The 17357-nt window shown below is 46.1% G+C and carries 11 protein-coding genes and 1 CRISPR repeat array; of the genes, 2 read left to right on the forward strand and 9 right to left on the reverse strand.

Annotated features, from left to right (window positions below; all coding sequences use genetic code 11):
* Window positions 1-158 precede the first annotated feature (158 nt).
* Window positions 159-2925: a CRISPR direct-repeat array (repeat unit 37 nt; unit sequence GTTTCAATCCCTGATAGGGTTTTATGGTTTTTCCGAC).
* 277 nt (window positions 2926-3202) lie between these two features.
* The 6 genes from QUA83_RS27995 to QUA83_RS28020 form a co-directional block, all read right to left on the reverse strand.
* Entirely contained in the window at window positions 3203-5320 is a 2118-nt protein-coding gene (locus QUA83_RS27995; RefSeq protein ID WP_333297302.1) for a DNA-binding protein, read from the reverse strand.
* Window positions 5321-5691: 371 nt separating this feature from the next.
* Window positions 5692-6387 carry a Uma2 family endonuclease gene (locus QUA83_RS28000; protein ID WP_333297304.1) on the reverse strand — a complete coding sequence of 232 codons (696 nt, stop codon included), beginning with the start codon at window positions 6385-6387 and terminating at the stop codon, window positions 5692-5694.
* 33 nt (window positions 6388-6420) lie between these two features.
* The gene (locus QUA83_RS28005; protein WP_333297305.1) at window positions 6421-7428 is read right to left on the reverse strand and encodes a ribonuclease III domain-containing protein; all 1008 of its coding nucleotides are present in this window, start codon (window positions 7426-7428) and stop codon (window positions 6421-6423) included.
* Between the two features lie 350 nt (window positions 7429-7778).
* Complete coding sequence (locus QUA83_RS28010) at window positions 7779-8471, reverse strand: hypothetical protein (protein ID WP_333297307.1); 693 nt, start codon at window positions 8469-8471, stop codon at window positions 7779-7781.
* A 203-nt stretch (window positions 8472-8674) separates the two neighbouring features.
* Entirely contained in the window at window positions 8675-9460 is a 786-nt protein-coding gene (locus QUA83_RS28015) for a PP2C family serine/threonine-protein phosphatase (protein ID WP_333297309.1), read from the reverse strand.
* 176 nt (window positions 9461-9636) lie between these two features.
* Entirely contained in the window at window positions 9637-10299 is a 663-nt protein-coding gene (locus QUA83_RS28020; RefSeq protein ID WP_332953856.1) for a VWA domain-containing protein, read from the reverse strand.
* Window positions 10300-10546: 247 nt separating this feature from the next.
* Between QUA83_RS28020 and QUA83_RS28025 the strand changes: the two genes are divergently transcribed.
* Both QUA83_RS28025 and QUA83_RS28030 read left to right on the forward strand, forming a co-directional pair.
* A complete protein-coding gene (locus QUA83_RS28025; RefSeq protein WP_333297311.1) occupies window positions 10547-11149 on the forward strand; it encodes a Uma2 family endonuclease in 603 nt (200 codons plus the stop codon).
* A gap of 52 nt (window positions 11150-11201) precedes the next feature.
* Window positions 11202-11456, forward strand: a complete 255-nt coding sequence (locus QUA83_RS28030) for a DUF6737 family protein (protein ID WP_333297312.1) — start codon at window positions 11202-11204, stop codon at window positions 11454-11456.
* A 286-nt stretch (window positions 11457-11742) separates the two neighbouring features.
* Here the strand turns inward: QUA83_RS28030 and carB are convergent, their stop codons facing one another.
* From carB to QUA83_RS28045, 3 genes are all read right to left on the reverse strand, one after another.
* On the reverse strand, window positions 11743-15054 hold the full coding sequence (gene carB / locus QUA83_RS28035; protein ID WP_333297313.1) for a carbamoyl-phosphate synthase large subunit: 3312 nt from the start codon (window positions 15052-15054) through the stop codon (window positions 11743-11745).
* Between the two features lie 618 nt (window positions 15055-15672).
* Window positions 15673-16512 carry a glycosyltransferase family 8 protein gene (locus QUA83_RS28040; protein ID WP_333297315.1) on the reverse strand — a complete coding sequence of 280 codons (840 nt, stop codon included), beginning with the start codon at window positions 16510-16512 and terminating at the stop codon, window positions 15673-15675.
* 182 nt (window positions 16513-16694) lie between these two features.
* A complete protein-coding gene (locus QUA83_RS28045; RefSeq protein WP_333297316.1) occupies window positions 16695-16934 on the reverse strand; it encodes a hypothetical protein in 240 nt (79 codons plus the stop codon).
* Between the last annotated feature and the right edge of the window lie 423 nt (window positions 16935-17357).

A 17357-nucleotide genomic window follows, 5' to 3' on the forward strand; every position in this document is an offset into this window, starting at 1 on the left:
GGACTATTTTTTTTCTTTGCATGATCTCGGTTGATTCGTTTTTTGCGAATCATAAATGGTTCAACTCGGGCTCAACTGCTTGCCCGGTAAAGGTTTCATCCTATTTTACCTTTTTTTGTCTACCCCCTTGACAATTTGCACTTTTTCTTAACTTGTCACAAATGATCCCTGATAGGGTTTTATGGTTTTTCCGACCTTTCGCCAGAAGACTGTGGCAAATTGTTAATCGAGTTTCAATCCCTGATAGGGTTTTATGGTTTTTCCGACATTCTCGCAGGTCGCCGGGGTTGATCGGCTCAAGTTTCAATCCCTGATAGGGTTTTATGGTTTTTCCGACTGTTTCTAAAGTGTCGGGAGAAATATCTAATTTGTTTCAATCCCTGATAGGGTTTTATGGTTTTTCCGACTCAAAAACGCCGCCGACTTTATCCTTGACTTGGTAGTTTCAATCCCTGATAGGGTTTTATGGTTTTTCCGACTCAATCTGAGATTGCCGCGCACGGAGCTAACTGTGTTTCAATCCCTGATAGGGTTTTATGGTTTTTCCGACCCCCAATGCGGCACCCGGTACCGAATAGAAATTTGTTTCAATCCCTGATAGGGTTTTATGGTTTTTCCGACTCGCGCGTGCACGCATTCCTTGTTTTAATTATATAGCGTTTCAATCCCTGATAGGGTTTTATGGTTTTTCCGACTTGATGATTCTTGTGCCTGTGATGACCAAATAGGTTTCAATCCCTGATAGGGTTTTATGGTTTTTCCGACGGTTCTCTTGTTAAACCGGAGGATTATAATTTTGGTTTCAATCCCTGATAGGGTTTTATGGTTTTTCCGACAATTTTGGCAGTTTTGCTGTCGATCGCTCCCGCCCCGTTTCAATCCCTGATAGGGTTTTATGGTTTTTCCGACCTTACGAAAACCCCGTCATCAACCTTGTCACCAGTGTTTCAATCCCTGATAGGGTTTTATGGTTTTTCCGACAGCATCAGTTTGTTGATATTAGTTTAACTCGTGGTTTCAATCCCTGATAGGGTTTTATGGTTTTTCCGACTAGATGAGTTTGTCACTCAGTTATTTGTATTTTATGTTTCAATCCCTGATAGGGTTTTATGGTTTTTCCGACTCCGAAATTTGTTAAGCACGCATTGTGTTTTAGTTTCAATCCCTGATAGGGTTTTATGGTTTTTCCGACAGGTCTACTAACTCTGGCTTAATTGTTTCTGGTTCTGGTTTCAATCCCTGATAGGGTTTTATGGTTTTTCCGACAGGGAAAAGTAAATTGTAATACCGTTCTAATTGGCGTTTCAATCCCTGATAGGGTTTTATGGTTTTTCCGACCATCTAAAGTTAATAATTAGATCTCACACATACTAGTTTCAATCCCTGATAGGGTTTTATGGTTTTTCCGACATTGATGATTTATCTTCTGGGTTTGCTACTAAATTATGTTTCAATCCCTGATAGGGTTTTATGGTTTTTCCGACAATAGAAGTTCTTAAAGCTAAGAACAAAACAGCTTGTTTCAATCCCTGATAGGGTTTTATGGTTTTTCCGACTCTAAGTTAGAAATTTGGCTAGTAATTTTGGAGGTTTCAATCCCTGATAGGGTTTTATGGTTTTTCCGACAGTCGTACAAAAAACCTCGAAAAGTCAATAGTTACGTTTCAATCCCTGATAGGGTTTTATGGTTTTTCCGACTAAATCGACTGCTTCCCGCCACCTTTGCAACTCCGTTTCAATCCCTGATAGGGTTTTATGGTTTTTCCGACTGGGGTGATTGTGGCGAAAATGCCCGCATCCTTGTTTCAATCCCTGATAGGGTTTTATGGTTTTTCCGACCTTATAAAACTGCTCAGTCGGAAGCCAACGAAAATGTTTCAATCCCTGATAGGGTTTTATGGTTTTTCCGACTTTCATCTGTATCAATATTTGTGTAAATTACTCCTGTTTCAATCCCTGATAGGGTTTTATGGTTTTTCCGACCTGCTGCAATATTTTCTACAATTTCCAGATTTGGTCTTGTTTCAATCCCTGATAGGGTTTTATGGTTTTTCCGACATCACATCCCTTACCCCAGTCCGGCAATTACCCCGTTTCAATCCCTGATAGGGTTTTATGGTTTTTCCGACGGAATGTAGGTTGCCGAAGTTGTCCCAACTTTGCGTTTCAATCCCTGATAGGGTTTTATGGTTTTTCCGACTTAATGTTTCTTGTGAGTTAATCCCAAATCCCAGCAGGTTTCAATCCCTGATAGGGTTTTATGGTTTTTCCGACTCTGTATCCCTCTGGATATCGTTCCACGGTAGTAGTTTCAATCCCTGATAGGGTTTTATGGTTTTTCCGACATTCAGCTTGGAGGAAAGCAAAGTTACTCATTGGTTTCAATCCCTGATAGGGTTTTATGGTTTTTCCGACCTGTTGCTGAACTGGTAGATTTAGCGATCGAAAAGTTTCAATCCCTGATAGGGTTTTATGGTTTTTCCGACTCGCGTCGATCGCCTTGTAATCCATACCGTCGCCGTTTCAATCCCTGATAGGGTTTTATGGTTTTTCCGACGAAACTGTTTCCCCGACGTGCTCAGAGCAATCCAAGGATTGCGTTTCAATCCCTGATAGGGTTTTATGGTTTTTCCGACTTTTTTTTAAAAAATATGGGTCTTGGCACGGTTGTGGTTTCAATCCCTGATAGGGTTTTATGGTTTTTCCGACGCTGGCTACCTGATCACGAGTGGCTAGCCTTTACCGGTTTCAATCCCTGATAGGGTTTTATGGTTTTTCCGACATCGGCTCGGCTGCGATCGCAGAATTTACGCCAAACGTTTCAATCCCTGATAGGGTTTTATGGTTTTTCCGACTTTTGATGAGTTTCCTTTTTCCAAGAAGTTTTCGTTTCAATCCCTGATAGGGTTTTATGGTTTTTCCGACAGCCCGTTCCAGAAGCTTTGCTGTATTTGGTTTTCAAGGTTCATTTGCGTCTGCATAAAACAAAAGTACCATTTCAGCCTTCGACTTGTCAATACCAAAATTTTCATACAGCCTCAAACCCTTATCCTGCATAAATTTCAGCGATTGCGTCTACCACTTTTAAGCTTGAAGTGCCTCTAACCCTTAGAGCATATACATTATAGCCCCAAAAATTCACCCCTCGATTTTTACACCTACTCCCAGACGCATTTTCCACCCAAAAACAGCCACCAACCGATCACCACTTCCCCAAAGCCCCCCAAACCGTACCCGAAACCACGCCCCAAATCGCCCCCAAACCAGCCCCCACGATCGCCCCCGCCACAGGCCCCAACTCCACCGGCACCCCAGCGCTAACAGCCGGAAACATCGCAGACACCACCGCCCCCAACACAGCACCCGCAAAAGTCCCCAAAAAACTGCCCCAAATCGCCCCCAAACTCCCACCATTAACACCCGAAGGCTGAAACGAAATCGGCAACTTCGGCGCAAACCCGCAAAAACCCAACAAACCCCCAGAAACCACACCCCCAACAGAACCCACACCAGCCGCCACGATCGCCACACCCAGCAGCAAACCAGCAAACTCATTCACCGGCCGCATCTGGACACCGTATTGCTGCCAAACCACCAACCCAGCCCCCAACAAAACACCAGCCAGAGTCCCCACAAACGAGCCCCAGACCGCCCCCAAATACCCTCCCCGCCGGCCCCACACCCTCCCCATCGGCAGCGCCAGAGGAGGCTGAAAAGTTGCCCAAACACAGCCCCAGAGAGCACCAACCCCCGCCCCAGCCAAAATCCTCTCCCCGATCCCCGGAGTGCTATTAATCGCCCCAAACACCGCACCGCCGATCGCCGCCAACAAAAAAGCCCCCCAAGACGCCCCCACCAAAACTCCGCCCCACTTCCGCCAAATCTGATTCGGCGGCAAAGTAAAAACGCCCCACATTACCCCAAAAAAACAGCCCCAAATCGAACCAACAAAAATCGCCCCCCAAATAGCACTGCCGCCCTCAGCTATTGCCGAATAAATCCCCCCGATCGCCGCCAAACACAAACTACCCCAAACACCTCCCCAAGCAGCATCCTGAAAAATGCGCTCAAACTTACCCACCGGAAGCTGAGGCGCAGGAGTCCGACTCCGAGAAGACATCGGCATCGGTAGCAACGGCACTGCGTACTGGCCGAGGGGGCGTGGCAGCCCCGTGGAGGGCTGTTGCCGACGCACTGCGGGCTGGGGTACGACAGGCGGTGGTTGGGGCTTTTTGCGCTTGGTTTTCGCGGGCTGCAAGTGCAATCCGTGGCTGATTGCTTGCCGTGAAGGAAACGGATCGCGCCCTTTCAGGAGTTTTGCCCGATCGCACCAAGGGCACCGGCTGAGATGATTTCCGTATTTATGCTGACTGTTTTTGCTGCAAGTTACCAAAGCATCTTCGGCTTCCCGAATCGCATTCACCCAAGTTTTCGCATCCGGGCGCGCCGCCGGATTGCCGTGCCCTTCCTCAAAACAGCGGATAAACAGTTGCCGCAGCCGGGGATGCAGCATCTCAAAAGGAGGCGCAGCGGGCATCGGGCGGTAAGGAATCCGTTTCGTACCTGTAGGGAAATGGCCCGATCGAATTCTCGCTTCCAAAGACGGCGGTTCATCGCTACCGAGATAAACTCCCGAAAACGGATGCGTACCTTCCATCAGCAATTGAAAAATTAATACCGCTAAACCGAACAAATCGTGCTCTGGAGATCGATCGATATCGCGGAAAGTCTGGCCCTGCAACTCCGGCGGCGTAAACTCCGGTTTCCCCACGGGACACCGATAAACGTAACCCGTATAAGGATCACGCACTTGAAACGAATCCGTGTCTACCAGCGTTACCAACGCCGTATCCGTCACGAGAATGTTCGACTCGTTTACATCGCCGATGACGTAACCCCTGACGTGGAGGGCGTTTACAGCCGAGGCGAGATTTCTGGCGGTACGGTGGAGGTAAAGATAGCTAAATAGCGGTTTTTGTTCGCGCCTGGTTTTGGGTGTGTAGAAAGTGTGTACCGGCATCACTTTGTTGACGCGCGGCATCACAAAACCGACGATTTTTTCTCGCCCGCCGACAGTATGCAGCAAATCGATCGGCCAAGCAATGGAAGCGTGCCCCGGTTCCGCGATCGGCGCATCCGGCGGCATACTGAACATGACTGTGAGTTTGTCGCCGTCTTCGTCTGTCGGTTTGTGGTAGATTTTTGCTACAAGGGACGAGTCTTGGGCGATCGGGTAGATGCGACCTTCACCCCCACTGGCGATCGCGGTTTTGGTGTCGATCGCAATCAGTTGTCCGCTAAATTGGCGCTGCAACTGCATAGAATTCGCTTAGGGTATGGGGGCATCAATCGATTTTAGATTTTAGATTTTGGATTTTAGATTAAAGAAAGCTACCCCACTGATAAATCCGTAATTCTATTTTATTGTGGGGAGTAAGGGTTGGGCAGGAGAGCCCGCCCTAGAAAATTCAGCAACAGGCTACGAGGGCCTGTTCCACGATAATTCTATTTTATTGTGGGTTGGGCAAGAGAGCCCGCCCTGGAAAACTCAGCAACAGGCTACGAGGGCCTGTTCCACAATAGTTCAATTTTATTGTGGGGAGTAGGGGTTGGGCAGGAGAGCCCGCCCTGGAAAACTCAGCAACAGGCTACGAGGGCTTGTTCCACAATAGTTCAATTTTGCAGTTGTGCTTACAATTGATTGGGATCGATGCCCATTTCTCGGAGTCTTGCTTCCAAAGCTTGCGATCGCGATCGTTCTTGTTGCAGCAGCATTTCTGCCTGTTCGGCCCGCGCCTCGGCTTGCTGTCGCTGTCGATCGAGTTCCACAAAACTCCTAAACGGTTCTCCAGAGGGCCCGAACATTTCGAGTCCTGTTTCTGATAATTGAAACCGCACTCCCAGTCTCGGACTTACCCAACCATCAATTTGTTCGATCGGTTCTAATTTTCCCTCAGCCCGCAACCATCCTATCAGTTCCAATTTTTCTGGATCGTACAAATAGTATTCTTCCACACCATAGCGTTCGTAAAATTGAAATTTTTGCATCATCGGAGTCAGACGATTTCCCCGCGACCAAATTTCAAATGCGACTTGTGGCGCAATATCATTTTCATACCACTGTTGATAGGAACCTCGATATCCTTTGGGGATGCCAAAAACTGCCATTACATCTGGTGCTTGAGACAGTTTGTTATTGCCTTCCACCGGATACCAAAGCAAGTCACCTGCTACAAAAACATTGGGATCATCGGCAAACAGCAATTCTAAGTTTTCTTTAATCCAAACAATTAATCGAAACTGATCCGTATTGTTTGACATCGGTTCGCCGTTATCGTCGGGGTAGATGATATTTGATTTTTCGGGAGATTGCAGTTGTGTAACCATTGCTGTTTCCCCAATTTTTTTGACAAGTTGATTTTATTTTAGTCGATCGCCTGTTTCCTCTTCCAGTTCGTCAACTGCGGTTTGGATAAAGTTATCCACCAACCAGTCGCGGGTACGCGAGAAATTGCTTCTCAACTCCAGGTACTGACTGCCTAGTTTTGCCTTAAAGTCTTTGGGGAAAATCTCTTTAGCGACTAACATATTTTTCCAGCGAGTTAGCTGGCTGGCGTTGCGTTCGGGAAAGCGGTTGTACAAATAGTCGATCGCGATCGCATCTAGAATATCCGCCCCCAGGATTTCCCGGCGTTTCACCTCGTTTTCGGGCCCTATGTGTCGCCGCTGAGTCAGATCCCCATGCTGGCAAACATTTGGTTCAATCAAGTGCTGAATCAGCCAGTTTCCCCCACGAAAAAAATCGCGATCGAAGTCCAAGTAAATCGCGCCAAACAAAGCTTCACAAGTCTCAGAAAAAACTCTATTGTACTCGCTTTCTTCTGTTTCTCTCCCATTCCCTACGCGCCAACCAAGTTCATTTAATTTCAATTTTTGTGCAAAATCCGCAAGTTTTTTGGGTCCTGCTAAACGAGCTTTTAAGGTTGAGATAGCATCGGGATCGAGTTCGGGATATTCGCGGTAGAGGTAATCGGTAACAACCGCACCGAAAATCGCTCCCCCTAAGAGTGACAGCCGTTTGTACTTAACCTCTTGCCAAGCGGGAGACTCCTCCGGGCGATCGGAGTAATAGCTGGTAGAGTAACGGCAATTCAAGGCGATTTCCAGCAATTTTGTCTGCTGAAAGCTGGAAAGGTCGATCGCTGCTTTGACTGCTTCAATATCTACCTTTTTATTTTTTATTAGCTCTAATTCTTCTTCACATTTTCCCCACTTTTCTAACCAATCACCGCCCGCATCTTCCACATACAAATCCACAAAATCTACCCCGTAATTCATCCATTCATCCTGCATTTTTCTGGCTGCTTCCAGTTCTTCCCAGACTTTTTGCAAGTTATTCTCAACGGTATGTGTACCTTGTACTGTCATAGTATTTGATTTTGATGTAATTAGATTTTATTTCCAACAATTTCACCGCAATTAAATCAAATCTCAATTCAATTTAGGCAGAGTTGCTAGTTATTTCACCCGATTGATTGCTGCGGTAAATGTTCCCATTGCTTAGCCTTCGTATCCAGCACCTCTTGCCAGTGTCTAACCAACCCCTCCCGGAGACAGAAAAGGGGAGGAAAAAGCTTGGTCTGTTTTCCCTTTTCCAGAAGCAGGCTGGGGCTTAGGTTTTTGGCATTGTCGAAAATTGTGCAATATATGAGTTAGTCAAATTTTTTTTCACAGAGTATGGAGCAGTCGAACTATTCTCAGCAGCAGATATGCTTGATTTACGGGAACTTGAGGTAACGACCTGCGGGCAAATTATCACTATTATATAATGCAATGTTAACTAACTGATTCAGGAAATTTGCATCGTTTTTATCATAACTTAAAAATAATCCTCTGTCAATCCCCCAATCTTGAAGAGTTTGTTGCCAATTCTGATATTTTTGTTCAGAGAATTCATCCGAAAGAGTTGTGACTTGAATGCAGAGGGGCTGCTGTTGGCGGCTACTAACGATCGAATCGGTTGCCATAGAAAGATCTGCAACATATCGATACAAAACAGTGCCTTGGCGATCGACAATTCGGGCTGCGATCGCACGAATCACGAGATCATCACCCGGATCGAATTTGCCGGCCTTGAGTTTTTGTTTCCAGATAAAAAATTTGCGATCGTTTTCGCTCAGCCATTTAGGAAATAGATAGCTGTACCAATACCTTTCCCCCGGAGTCATTAACTCAAACGCGGCTTGCTGTTCTCTTTCCGAAGGTAGAGATTGAACTGCCAGCCAAACCTGAGAATCTCGGATAAGCTGCAGCAAAAAAGCCATCACAAATTTTTTAGCCGTTAGCGAACCGGGTTTAATATCTTTCACCCAGCGATTGATTTCATCCAATCTTCTCGCCAAACTCGGATCTATTAGATATGCGTCGCTAATTAGGGAGTTGAGCTGATCCTTAATCTCTTGTGCTTGCAAATGACGACCTACTGTACAAACTAAAGCAGAATTGTTGACACCTCGATTTTATTATAGAACCGCACCAAATTTTCACCGCTGATGAGGTTGAACGCATTAGGCTTGTTGCAAAATTCAGAATCGGAAATTTTTAATCGCAAATCAACGCCAATTCACGCAGATGGGTGTTGGCTTTGGCAAAATGTCTATGAAAATGTCTATTTTTAATTGTCCTGTGCCTCCGAACTCAAAAAAGTTGCTAACAATAATGTTAAGTCATCATCGGTGCGTTCGGAAACCCGGGGCGATCGCAAGAATGACTCTAACTGCTGTTTCGCATCTTCTTCTTCTTTCCACTCGCCCGAAAACCGAAACAAAGGCGCAAAAAATGGCTTGTGCGGCGTGCCTTCTGGGATTTTGAGCGCTAGCATTTGCAAGCCGTCGGAAAATACGGCTAAGTGCCGCAGTTTTTCCCGAAGTACCTGAAATTGCGCTGTTTCTATCGCATTCGGCGAAATCAAAAAGATAGTTTCGTTGATGTATTCGCCGCAGGGAGGTACAGTCAGGGCGATCGCATTTCCTGCACTATCACCTGCTACCGCCGCACCGTCGCCGATTTGAGCAACTGCGATTAATTCTGGCGTAGCAACAACCGCAATTAAAGTGCAGGCTAAATCTCTCGCAGCCACTTCCCGCACTGCCGCTTCTGCTTCCACCTGTGCCCGCGCAACTTGCAGTGATGCTGTCAAGAATACCTGCCATTCATCGTCATTTTGAGGCAGCCTTTCCTGTTGCTGGCAAATCGTTTCGACAACCGCTTCCACAGCAATTTTTGCCCCAACTTCTGCGAGTGCTGCGGAGCCCGCACCATCGGCAACCGCTGCCGCTAAAACACCGTTTGGCAAGAGACGCCAGCAGTGGGCATCTTGACAAGGCTGCGATCTTTTTTCGTGGCTCGTACCTATCACCGATGCCGCTACAACTTGCCAATTAAAGGATGAATTCTGCATTAATAACTCTTTAACTCAAAACTTCGTAAATTCACAACTATGCAAAGTCTGGACTGGTTTATTTATCCCTAATTAGGTAGGGCGATGCACACCACATCTTACTTATTATGTATGGCTATGCACACCGCACCTTACCGCTTGTCACTTACTAATGACCAATGACTTCCAACTAATGACTAAACAGTTCCCCATCCGGGTGGCGGCAGTGCTACTTGTTCATCAATTTTTGAGTGAGAAACTCTCTGCATACTAGCCGACAGCCAGATGAACATCTCTCTAAAGTCTAATCCTCTCAATTTTACAGGCGTGCGCTCGACAATTTGCGCCAGACGGGTGATATTAGCACCTTCCACTCCGACTGCAAAAAATGCCACGCGCTTGTTAGTTTCTTCCTCTTTAATCCGCTGTGCTGCTATTTCCACAACATCGTCGGATTCGCCTTGAGGTTCGCCGTCGGTAATCATAAATACCCACGGGCGGTAATAGGTAATGCCGTTGTTGCGGTATTCGGATTTGCGGGCGGCAATGGTATCTAATGCTAGCTGAATGCCTGCGCCCATGTGCGTTTGTCCTTGAGCTGTAAGCAGTGGCGTCTCGAACTGGTCGGCGGTCACGAAGTCTTGCACGACTTTGATATGATTGTCAAATGAAATAATCGCGACTTCGACTCGCTTTTTAGCTAGTTCGTCTTTAATTAGGTCATTCCTAAAAATTTCCAGCCCCTCATTCAAGGCATCTATGGGTGCGCCTTGCATGGAGCCGGAGGTGTCCAGCAGGAGGACGCAAGGACAGCGCGGCTCTGGGTTTTCGGCAAATTCTACGGCTTCGTCTAGTCTCATGGTTCGGGGTTGACCTGGGAGTGGCTCGATTTCTAGGTTTGTTACTTTCTACCCTAGCAAGTAGGTGACATATTTAACTCAATCTGCCGGATGGCGATCGTATTTTACCATTTACGTGAATCGATTTTTGATTTTTGATTGTAGATTTTAGATTTGAGAATTGGATGTCTGCAGTCAAAAAAACAAATTTATTCCTGCCTGTGGTAATATAGACTAATAGTATTACTGCAAAATAAGGATAAATCTTATGATTGCAACAGTTAAGCAAAAATTAACCTTTGACCAATTCCTTGTAGAATGTCCAGAAGATGGACTCTATGAACTGGTAAACGGAGAAATTGTAGAGATGAATGCCACAAGAAATCATGAGGATGTTGCGGATTTTACGTCTGACTCATTTAAAGATGAAATTAAACGGCTAAGTTTAAATTATGTAGTCAAAAATACCGCCGTTATCAGAACTGTAACTAAAGCCGGAATCGAACAAGGGCGGAGACCGGATGTCAGCGTCATTGATCGCGATTTGTGGCGATCGAACCGTTCTGCTTATGCTGCATTGCGGGAACCAATTCAACTGGCAGTGGAGGTAACATCAACAAATTGGGAGGACGATTATATAGACAAATTGGACGAATATCGGCGCCTCGGAGTTCCTGAGTATTGGATTGTCGATTATTTAGCAATTGGCAGCAGGGAATTTCTGGGAAATCCCAAAGTTCCAACTGTATTTGTTCACCTTTTGGATGCAGATGGCAACTATCAAAGAAGCGCGTTTAAAGGCAGCGAACGAATTGTGTCGCGGACTTTTCCAGAATTACCGCTGACAGCAGAAGAGGTGATGAATGTTTAACTTCAGTTAATCCAGCTAGCCCGACTATTCTCCATAAACAATCACTAAAAATATGAAATCTATTTCTGATAAAAAAAATTCTAATCAAAAAGCTATTAGTCCTTGGAGTTACAAACCTTGGTGGTGCCAGCCTTGGTCGATTCTTTTAACTGGTACTAGCCTGATTAGCGGTAGTTGGTTTTTATTAAAAACTGTTTGGATAACTGTTTTAGTCGCGATTCCTTTATTAGCTTGGATGGGTTTTTTCTTGTTAGTTTGGCCGAGGTTGATGCTGTCTAGCGGAGTTTTGGATTCCGATGCAGATTAGGTTTTGGTGGCGCGCACCTTATGTTTAGGGTAAGGTGCGCGGTCATTGGTGTCAACTTAACGTTAAACCCTCAGTCCGGCAGCGTTTGAAACAACAGCCTCAAAGCGAAAGTCCTCGCTATGAGGACTAATGAGTTCTTCAGTCCTCTTTGAGAGGACTTTCGCTATAAGACAGGGAATTCATTCCCTGGCGGAGTGCCGGGTGAGCGAGAGGACTGGCGGACTAAAAGCTTAAGTTGACACTAATAGTGCGCGCTGCACACCCTAAACATAGGGTGTTTCGCCCTCTATGCTTGTGGGTAATAGTCTTGAATTGCTTTTACTTCCATTGGGTGGGATTTGAGCGATCGAATTCCCGCTGCAGTCGCTTTGGCGCCGGCTATTGTGGTAATAATCGGGATTTTGTAAGTCAAAGCTGTGCGGCGGATAAAGATGCCGTCGGCACGGGATTCTTCACCGGAAGGCGTGGTGATAATTAGTTGAATTTTCTCATTCTTGATCGAATCCAACAAATTCGGCCGCCCTTCGTGCAGTTTCAATTCCAAATCTACCTCTAAACCTTGCTCTCGCAAAACTTTGCGTGTCCCGTGAGTTGCGACTACTTTGAAACCCAATTCTAAGAATTCTTTGACAACTGGTACAACTGCTAGTTTGTCGCGCTCGCGCATCGAAACCAGCACAGTTCCCAACAGCGGCATCATTTGTCCGGCACCTAATTGAGCTTTGGCAAAGGCTTTGCCAAAATCGGTGTCAATTCCCATGACTTCGCCGGTCGATCGCATTTCTGGCCCTAACAAGGTATCAGTTCCCGGAAACTTCGCAAAGGGCAATACAGCTTCTTTTACCGAAACATGAGTGGGTATAATCTCTTCAGTAAAACCCAAAGCTTCTAGAGTTTTGCCAGACATGACTCGCGAGGCCATTTTTGCTAAGGGAACTCCGATCGCCTTGGAGACAAAAGGTACTGTCCGAGAAGCGCGCGGGTTAGCTTCCAAAATGTAAACTTCTTCCCCTTGAACGGCAAATTGAATATTCATCAACCCGATTACTTTCAGGGATTTTGCTAATTCTACAGTCCAGCGACGGATTGTTGCCAAAGCTGCCTCAGAAAGCGTTTGGTAAGGGATAGAACAAGCAGAGTCGCCGGAGTGGATTCCCGCTTCCTCGATGTGCTCCATAATACCGCCGATCGTCACATTGCCAGTAACATCGGCGATCGCATCGACATCCACCTCGATCGCATTCTCCAAAAACTTATCAATTAAAATCGGATGATCGGGTTCTACTAGCACGGCATAGGTCATGTAACGTTCCAATTCCGTATCGGAATAAACAATTTCCATTGCTCGGCCGCCTAATACATAACTCGGTCGCACCACTACCGGATAACCTATCCGTTGAGCTACTATTAAAGCATCCTCAAAACTACGGGCTAAACCGTTAGCAGCTTGCTGAATATCCAACTCGCGCAGAATCTTTTCAAATCGCTCCCTGTCTTCAGCAGTATCAATGGAATCCGGCGAAGTACCCCAAATTTTTGTTTGTACATCGGGGTGATTTTCCAGAGCTTTTTGTAAAGGCAGCGCCAACTTCAGCGGGGTTTGTCCGCCAAACTGAATAATTATTCCCTCTGGATTTTCGGCTTCGATGATGTTGAGAACATCTTCTTTTGTTAGCGGTTCAAAATACAGGCGATCGCTCGTATCATAATCCGTCGAAACCGTCTCCGGGTTCGAGTTGACCATAATTGTCTCAAAGCCATCTTCTCCTAGGGAATAGGAAGCGTGACAGCAGCAGTAATCAAACTCAATTCCCTGTCCGATCCGGTTCGGCCCGCCACCTAAAATCATCACTTTTCGTTTGGTAGAAGGCAAAACTTCCGACTCCGGCGCCAGACTGTGGCCTACAGGCGAAACTTTCTTTTCTTCATCGCCCAATTCCCAAATTGCCGCTCCCGCTTCGTAGGTGGAATAATAATACGGTGTAAACGCTTCAAATTCAGCGGCACAAGTATCGACTGTTTTGTAAATCGGAATTACGCCTAACTGTTTGCGGTAAGCGCGGACTTGATCTTCCGATGTTTTGGTGGCGTAAGCAATTTGGCGATCGCTAAAACCCAACTGCTTTACTTCAAACATTGTCTCTTTTGTCAACTCTTCCAATCGCGTTCGTTTCAAGAACTTCTCAGTTTCCAGCAATTCCTGCATTTTATCCAAAAACCAAGGATCAATTCCTGTGAACTCGAAGATATCTTCCACCGACATTCCCATCATCATCGCGTGGCGAACTGTAAAAATGCGATCGGGATTTGGCGTCCGCAATCCGGCGCGAATTTGTTCCAAACTCGGCAACTTTTCCGGTTTGTCGCACCCGAAACCTGCGCGGCCTGTTTCCAATCCCCGCAGGGCTTTTTGGAAGGATTCGTTGAAGCTGCGCCCGATCGCCATTACCTCCCCAACCGATTTCATTTGCGTTGTCAGAGTCGGTTCGGAACCGGGGAACTTTTCAAAGGCAAATCGGGGAATCTTCGTCACCACGTAGTCAATTGTCGGCTCAAAAGACGCCGGAGTTTTCTTGGTAATATCGTTGGAAATTTCGTCTAGGCTGTAACCTACCGCTAATTTGGCCGCCATTTTGGCAATAGGGAAACCAGTTGCTTTCGAGGCCAAGGCGGAGGAACGAGAAACCCGAGGGTTCATTTCAATAACGATGAAATCTCCGTTGACAGGATTGACGGCAAATTGAATATTGGAACCGCCGGTTTCCACTCCGATTTCGCGAATAATTTTCACCGAAGCATCCCGCAGGCGCTGATATTCTTTGTCTGTGAGAGTTTGCGCCGGGGCGACGGTGATAGAATCGCCGGTGTGGACGCCCATCGGGTCGAGATTCTCGATCGAACAAATAATCACTACATTATCTGCCAAATCTCGCATTACTTCCAGTTCGTACTCTTTCCAACCAATCAAAGATTGTTCGATCAAAATTTGCGATACTGGACTGGCATCAATCCCGCCTTGTGCCATTTCTTCAAACTCTTCTTGATTGTAAGAAATGCCGCCTCCCGTGCCTCCCATTGTAAAAGCAGGACGAATAATTAACGGATAACTGCCTATTTGATGACCAATTGCTTTGGCTTCGTCGAGAGTGTTGGCAATTCCCGAAGGGCAAACTGCGACACCAATTCGCGCCATCGCTTCCTTAAATAATAGCCGATCTTCTGCCATTTCAATTGCTGGCAACTTAGCACCAATCAACTCGACGTTGTATTTATCTAAAACGCCATTTTTAGCGACGGCAACTGCTAAATTTAGCGCCGTTTGACCGCCCATTGTCGGTAAAATTGCTTGAGGTCTTTCTTTAGCGATGATTTGTTCGAGGATGACTGGCGTTAGAGGTTCGATGTAAATGCGATCGGCAGTTTCCGGATCGGTCATAATCGTTGCCGGGTTGGAATTCACCAACACTACTTCAAAACCTTCTTCTCGCAAAGCTTTGCAAGCTTGTGTCCCTGAATAGTCAAATTCGCACGCTTGACCGATAACAATTGGGCCGGAACCAATGAGAAGAATCTTTTTTAAGTCTTGACGACGGGGCATAGGTTCGTAATTGGTAATTGGACAAGGTTAAGGATTAATTTGACATTTTGCACCAATTTTCACAAGTCGGAGGCTGAAACCTCTCAACTTTCGCAGCTAGGGGAAGCCCCCCCCGCGAAGAGTTCGATCGAAAAATGGTGAAAGATATCATCAAGTCCAAACTATTTTAATTGTTGTTGGTAAGATGGTGTTGTAAAATACAAATCCTCTGGTAAAATGCTCTTAGCGTTCCGTTGCTGCTGGCTTAACCCGATGTACAAGGCTTCTGAGTCGATCGCACAGCCTGTTCTACCCCTGATAAATCTTTTTATGGGGAAACGCGCACAATGTCTGTTCCACCACAGCAGGAATTACGCATAAACCGGGTTTTTTCACCAAAATACTTCGGAAACAGGTAGGATGCCTGTTCCACCAAAGATGAATGTGCTTGAGGGGCGGCGGCTGATGCCCCTCAAGCAATGATCGGGAAATAGGCATCGTGCCTCAAGTTACACCAGTGTCAAAAAAGAATGCAACTGCTGGCCAGTCATCCAAACCCCGATAGTCATTAATTATCAGTCTTTTCCAACTTTTTAATCTCAAAATCTCAAAATCTCAAATCTCAAATCTCACAAGGTATTACCTTTGTTTCTTTTTGAGATAGCTCTTAATTTTTGTTATCGGTTCCCTCACCCACGGTTCCCATCGTTTGTATTTTACATTTAGCCTCACAAGCCAATCGGAATTATTTTTAATTAGGCGCAGGTCGTCCTTAAACGGTGTCTGAGACAACATCTCCACCCATAATTTATTAGGTTGGGGGCTTTCCCAAGGTTTCGGACTGGAGATAAAGTGCATCACTCTAGTTGACATATCCTCCGTATTGGGGTTGTTCCATATCTGCTCTAATCGCTTCCACCTTCCCTCTAAAACCGAATTTGATGCCCCTTGGTCGCAATCGCACCAAAGGTTGACACGAGCGTTTTCGAGCATTTTTTCAGACAGGTTTTCCTCCTCCCAAAGCTTCAGATTAAAAACTAAGAGACCTGCATTGAAATAAGGTTTTTTATCAGCCGGGTTGTTGGGATTTCCCCAAACATTGAGCGCTGCAGCTACGGGCATTCCTTCAAAGTCTAAGTTCCACAGAGGATCTAAGCTGCCCAGAACTATCATGTCGCTGTCGAGCCAAATCAGTCTGTCTTTGGCCTTGGTGTATTTGTCCGGTTCCAATCTCGCGTAAGTCAGCTTAGAGCCCGAAATGGACAGCAATCCCCCGTAATTCGGCTTAACTTCTTCCCATTCAATCTCGTATTTGCAGCACTTCTGCAACTTTTCCTTTTGCTGTGTATTTATACCTGTTGATACCACAGTAACGTTGACAGGCAAATTTGGATCTTCGGTAACATTGAGTTCTATGGATTTCAGCAGGGCTGCTATCCCCAAAATGTAATTTTGATCGCCAATAATGGATATGTTCATTCCACTGATTGATGAAGGTTTATAGAAAATATAGATAGCATAATTTTTTTTTAAATCAAGGCCGATCGCCAGTTGATAGAACTTGGCAGAAACCGAATTTCTGCACAAGCCCTACAAATTAAGGTTCCCACGGATCAAAGTGCCTTCCGTGCCCGCCCTACGTGGATGTAACAGGCGAATTCTTAAGCTTTTCGGTGACGGCGAATGAGTACGCTAATCACTTGTCCCGGCTGTGAACCTCGCTGCGGCGGACTCCAATCCCCGACGGCGGCAAATCCCAGTCGGTACAAGGTGTGGATGGTTTCTAACACGGCTGCGCGGGAACCGACAACCGTTATCCGCACGACTTCCTGTTCCGATACTGCTGAGTCGTCATTTGGACGCGCGGACAAGTTATCGTCAGGCACGAATTCCTGTGACATAATATGGTCTCCTGGTTTTTGGTTTTCTAGGAAAACCCAAAAACCCAGCCGCCCCGCACGTTAACACAGAGCAGGGCGGCTACAGAGAATGTTAAAATTCTCAACTAGCCTCCATACTGCTTACTCAGTTTGGCGGTTAGCTGTCCATTGCTGTTGGTAGCAGCTTTGGGCAGTGCAACTAGATTTTTGAGCGACGCCGGCTGCTTTCTCTTCGAGCAAAGCAGCCTTAATTTCACAGCGTAGCCGCAGATGGGGGCCGCCGTCAATCGATTTTAGATTTTAGATTTTAGATTTTAGATTGAGATTTTCCTGCAACAACTCTCCCCCTCTCCCACCCTCCCCTTCTTCCCTGACAGGTGTAGGTTTTTTACGACGGGGTAGTATAAAGTCAATTAAACCAGGCGAAAATGAGGGTGTTGAAAC

This window comes from Microcoleus sp. K1-B1 (assembly GCF_036704705.1).
In the GTDB taxonomy this organism is placed as follows: domain Bacteria; phylum Cyanobacteriota; class Cyanobacteriia; order Cyanobacteriales; family Microcoleaceae; genus Microcoleus.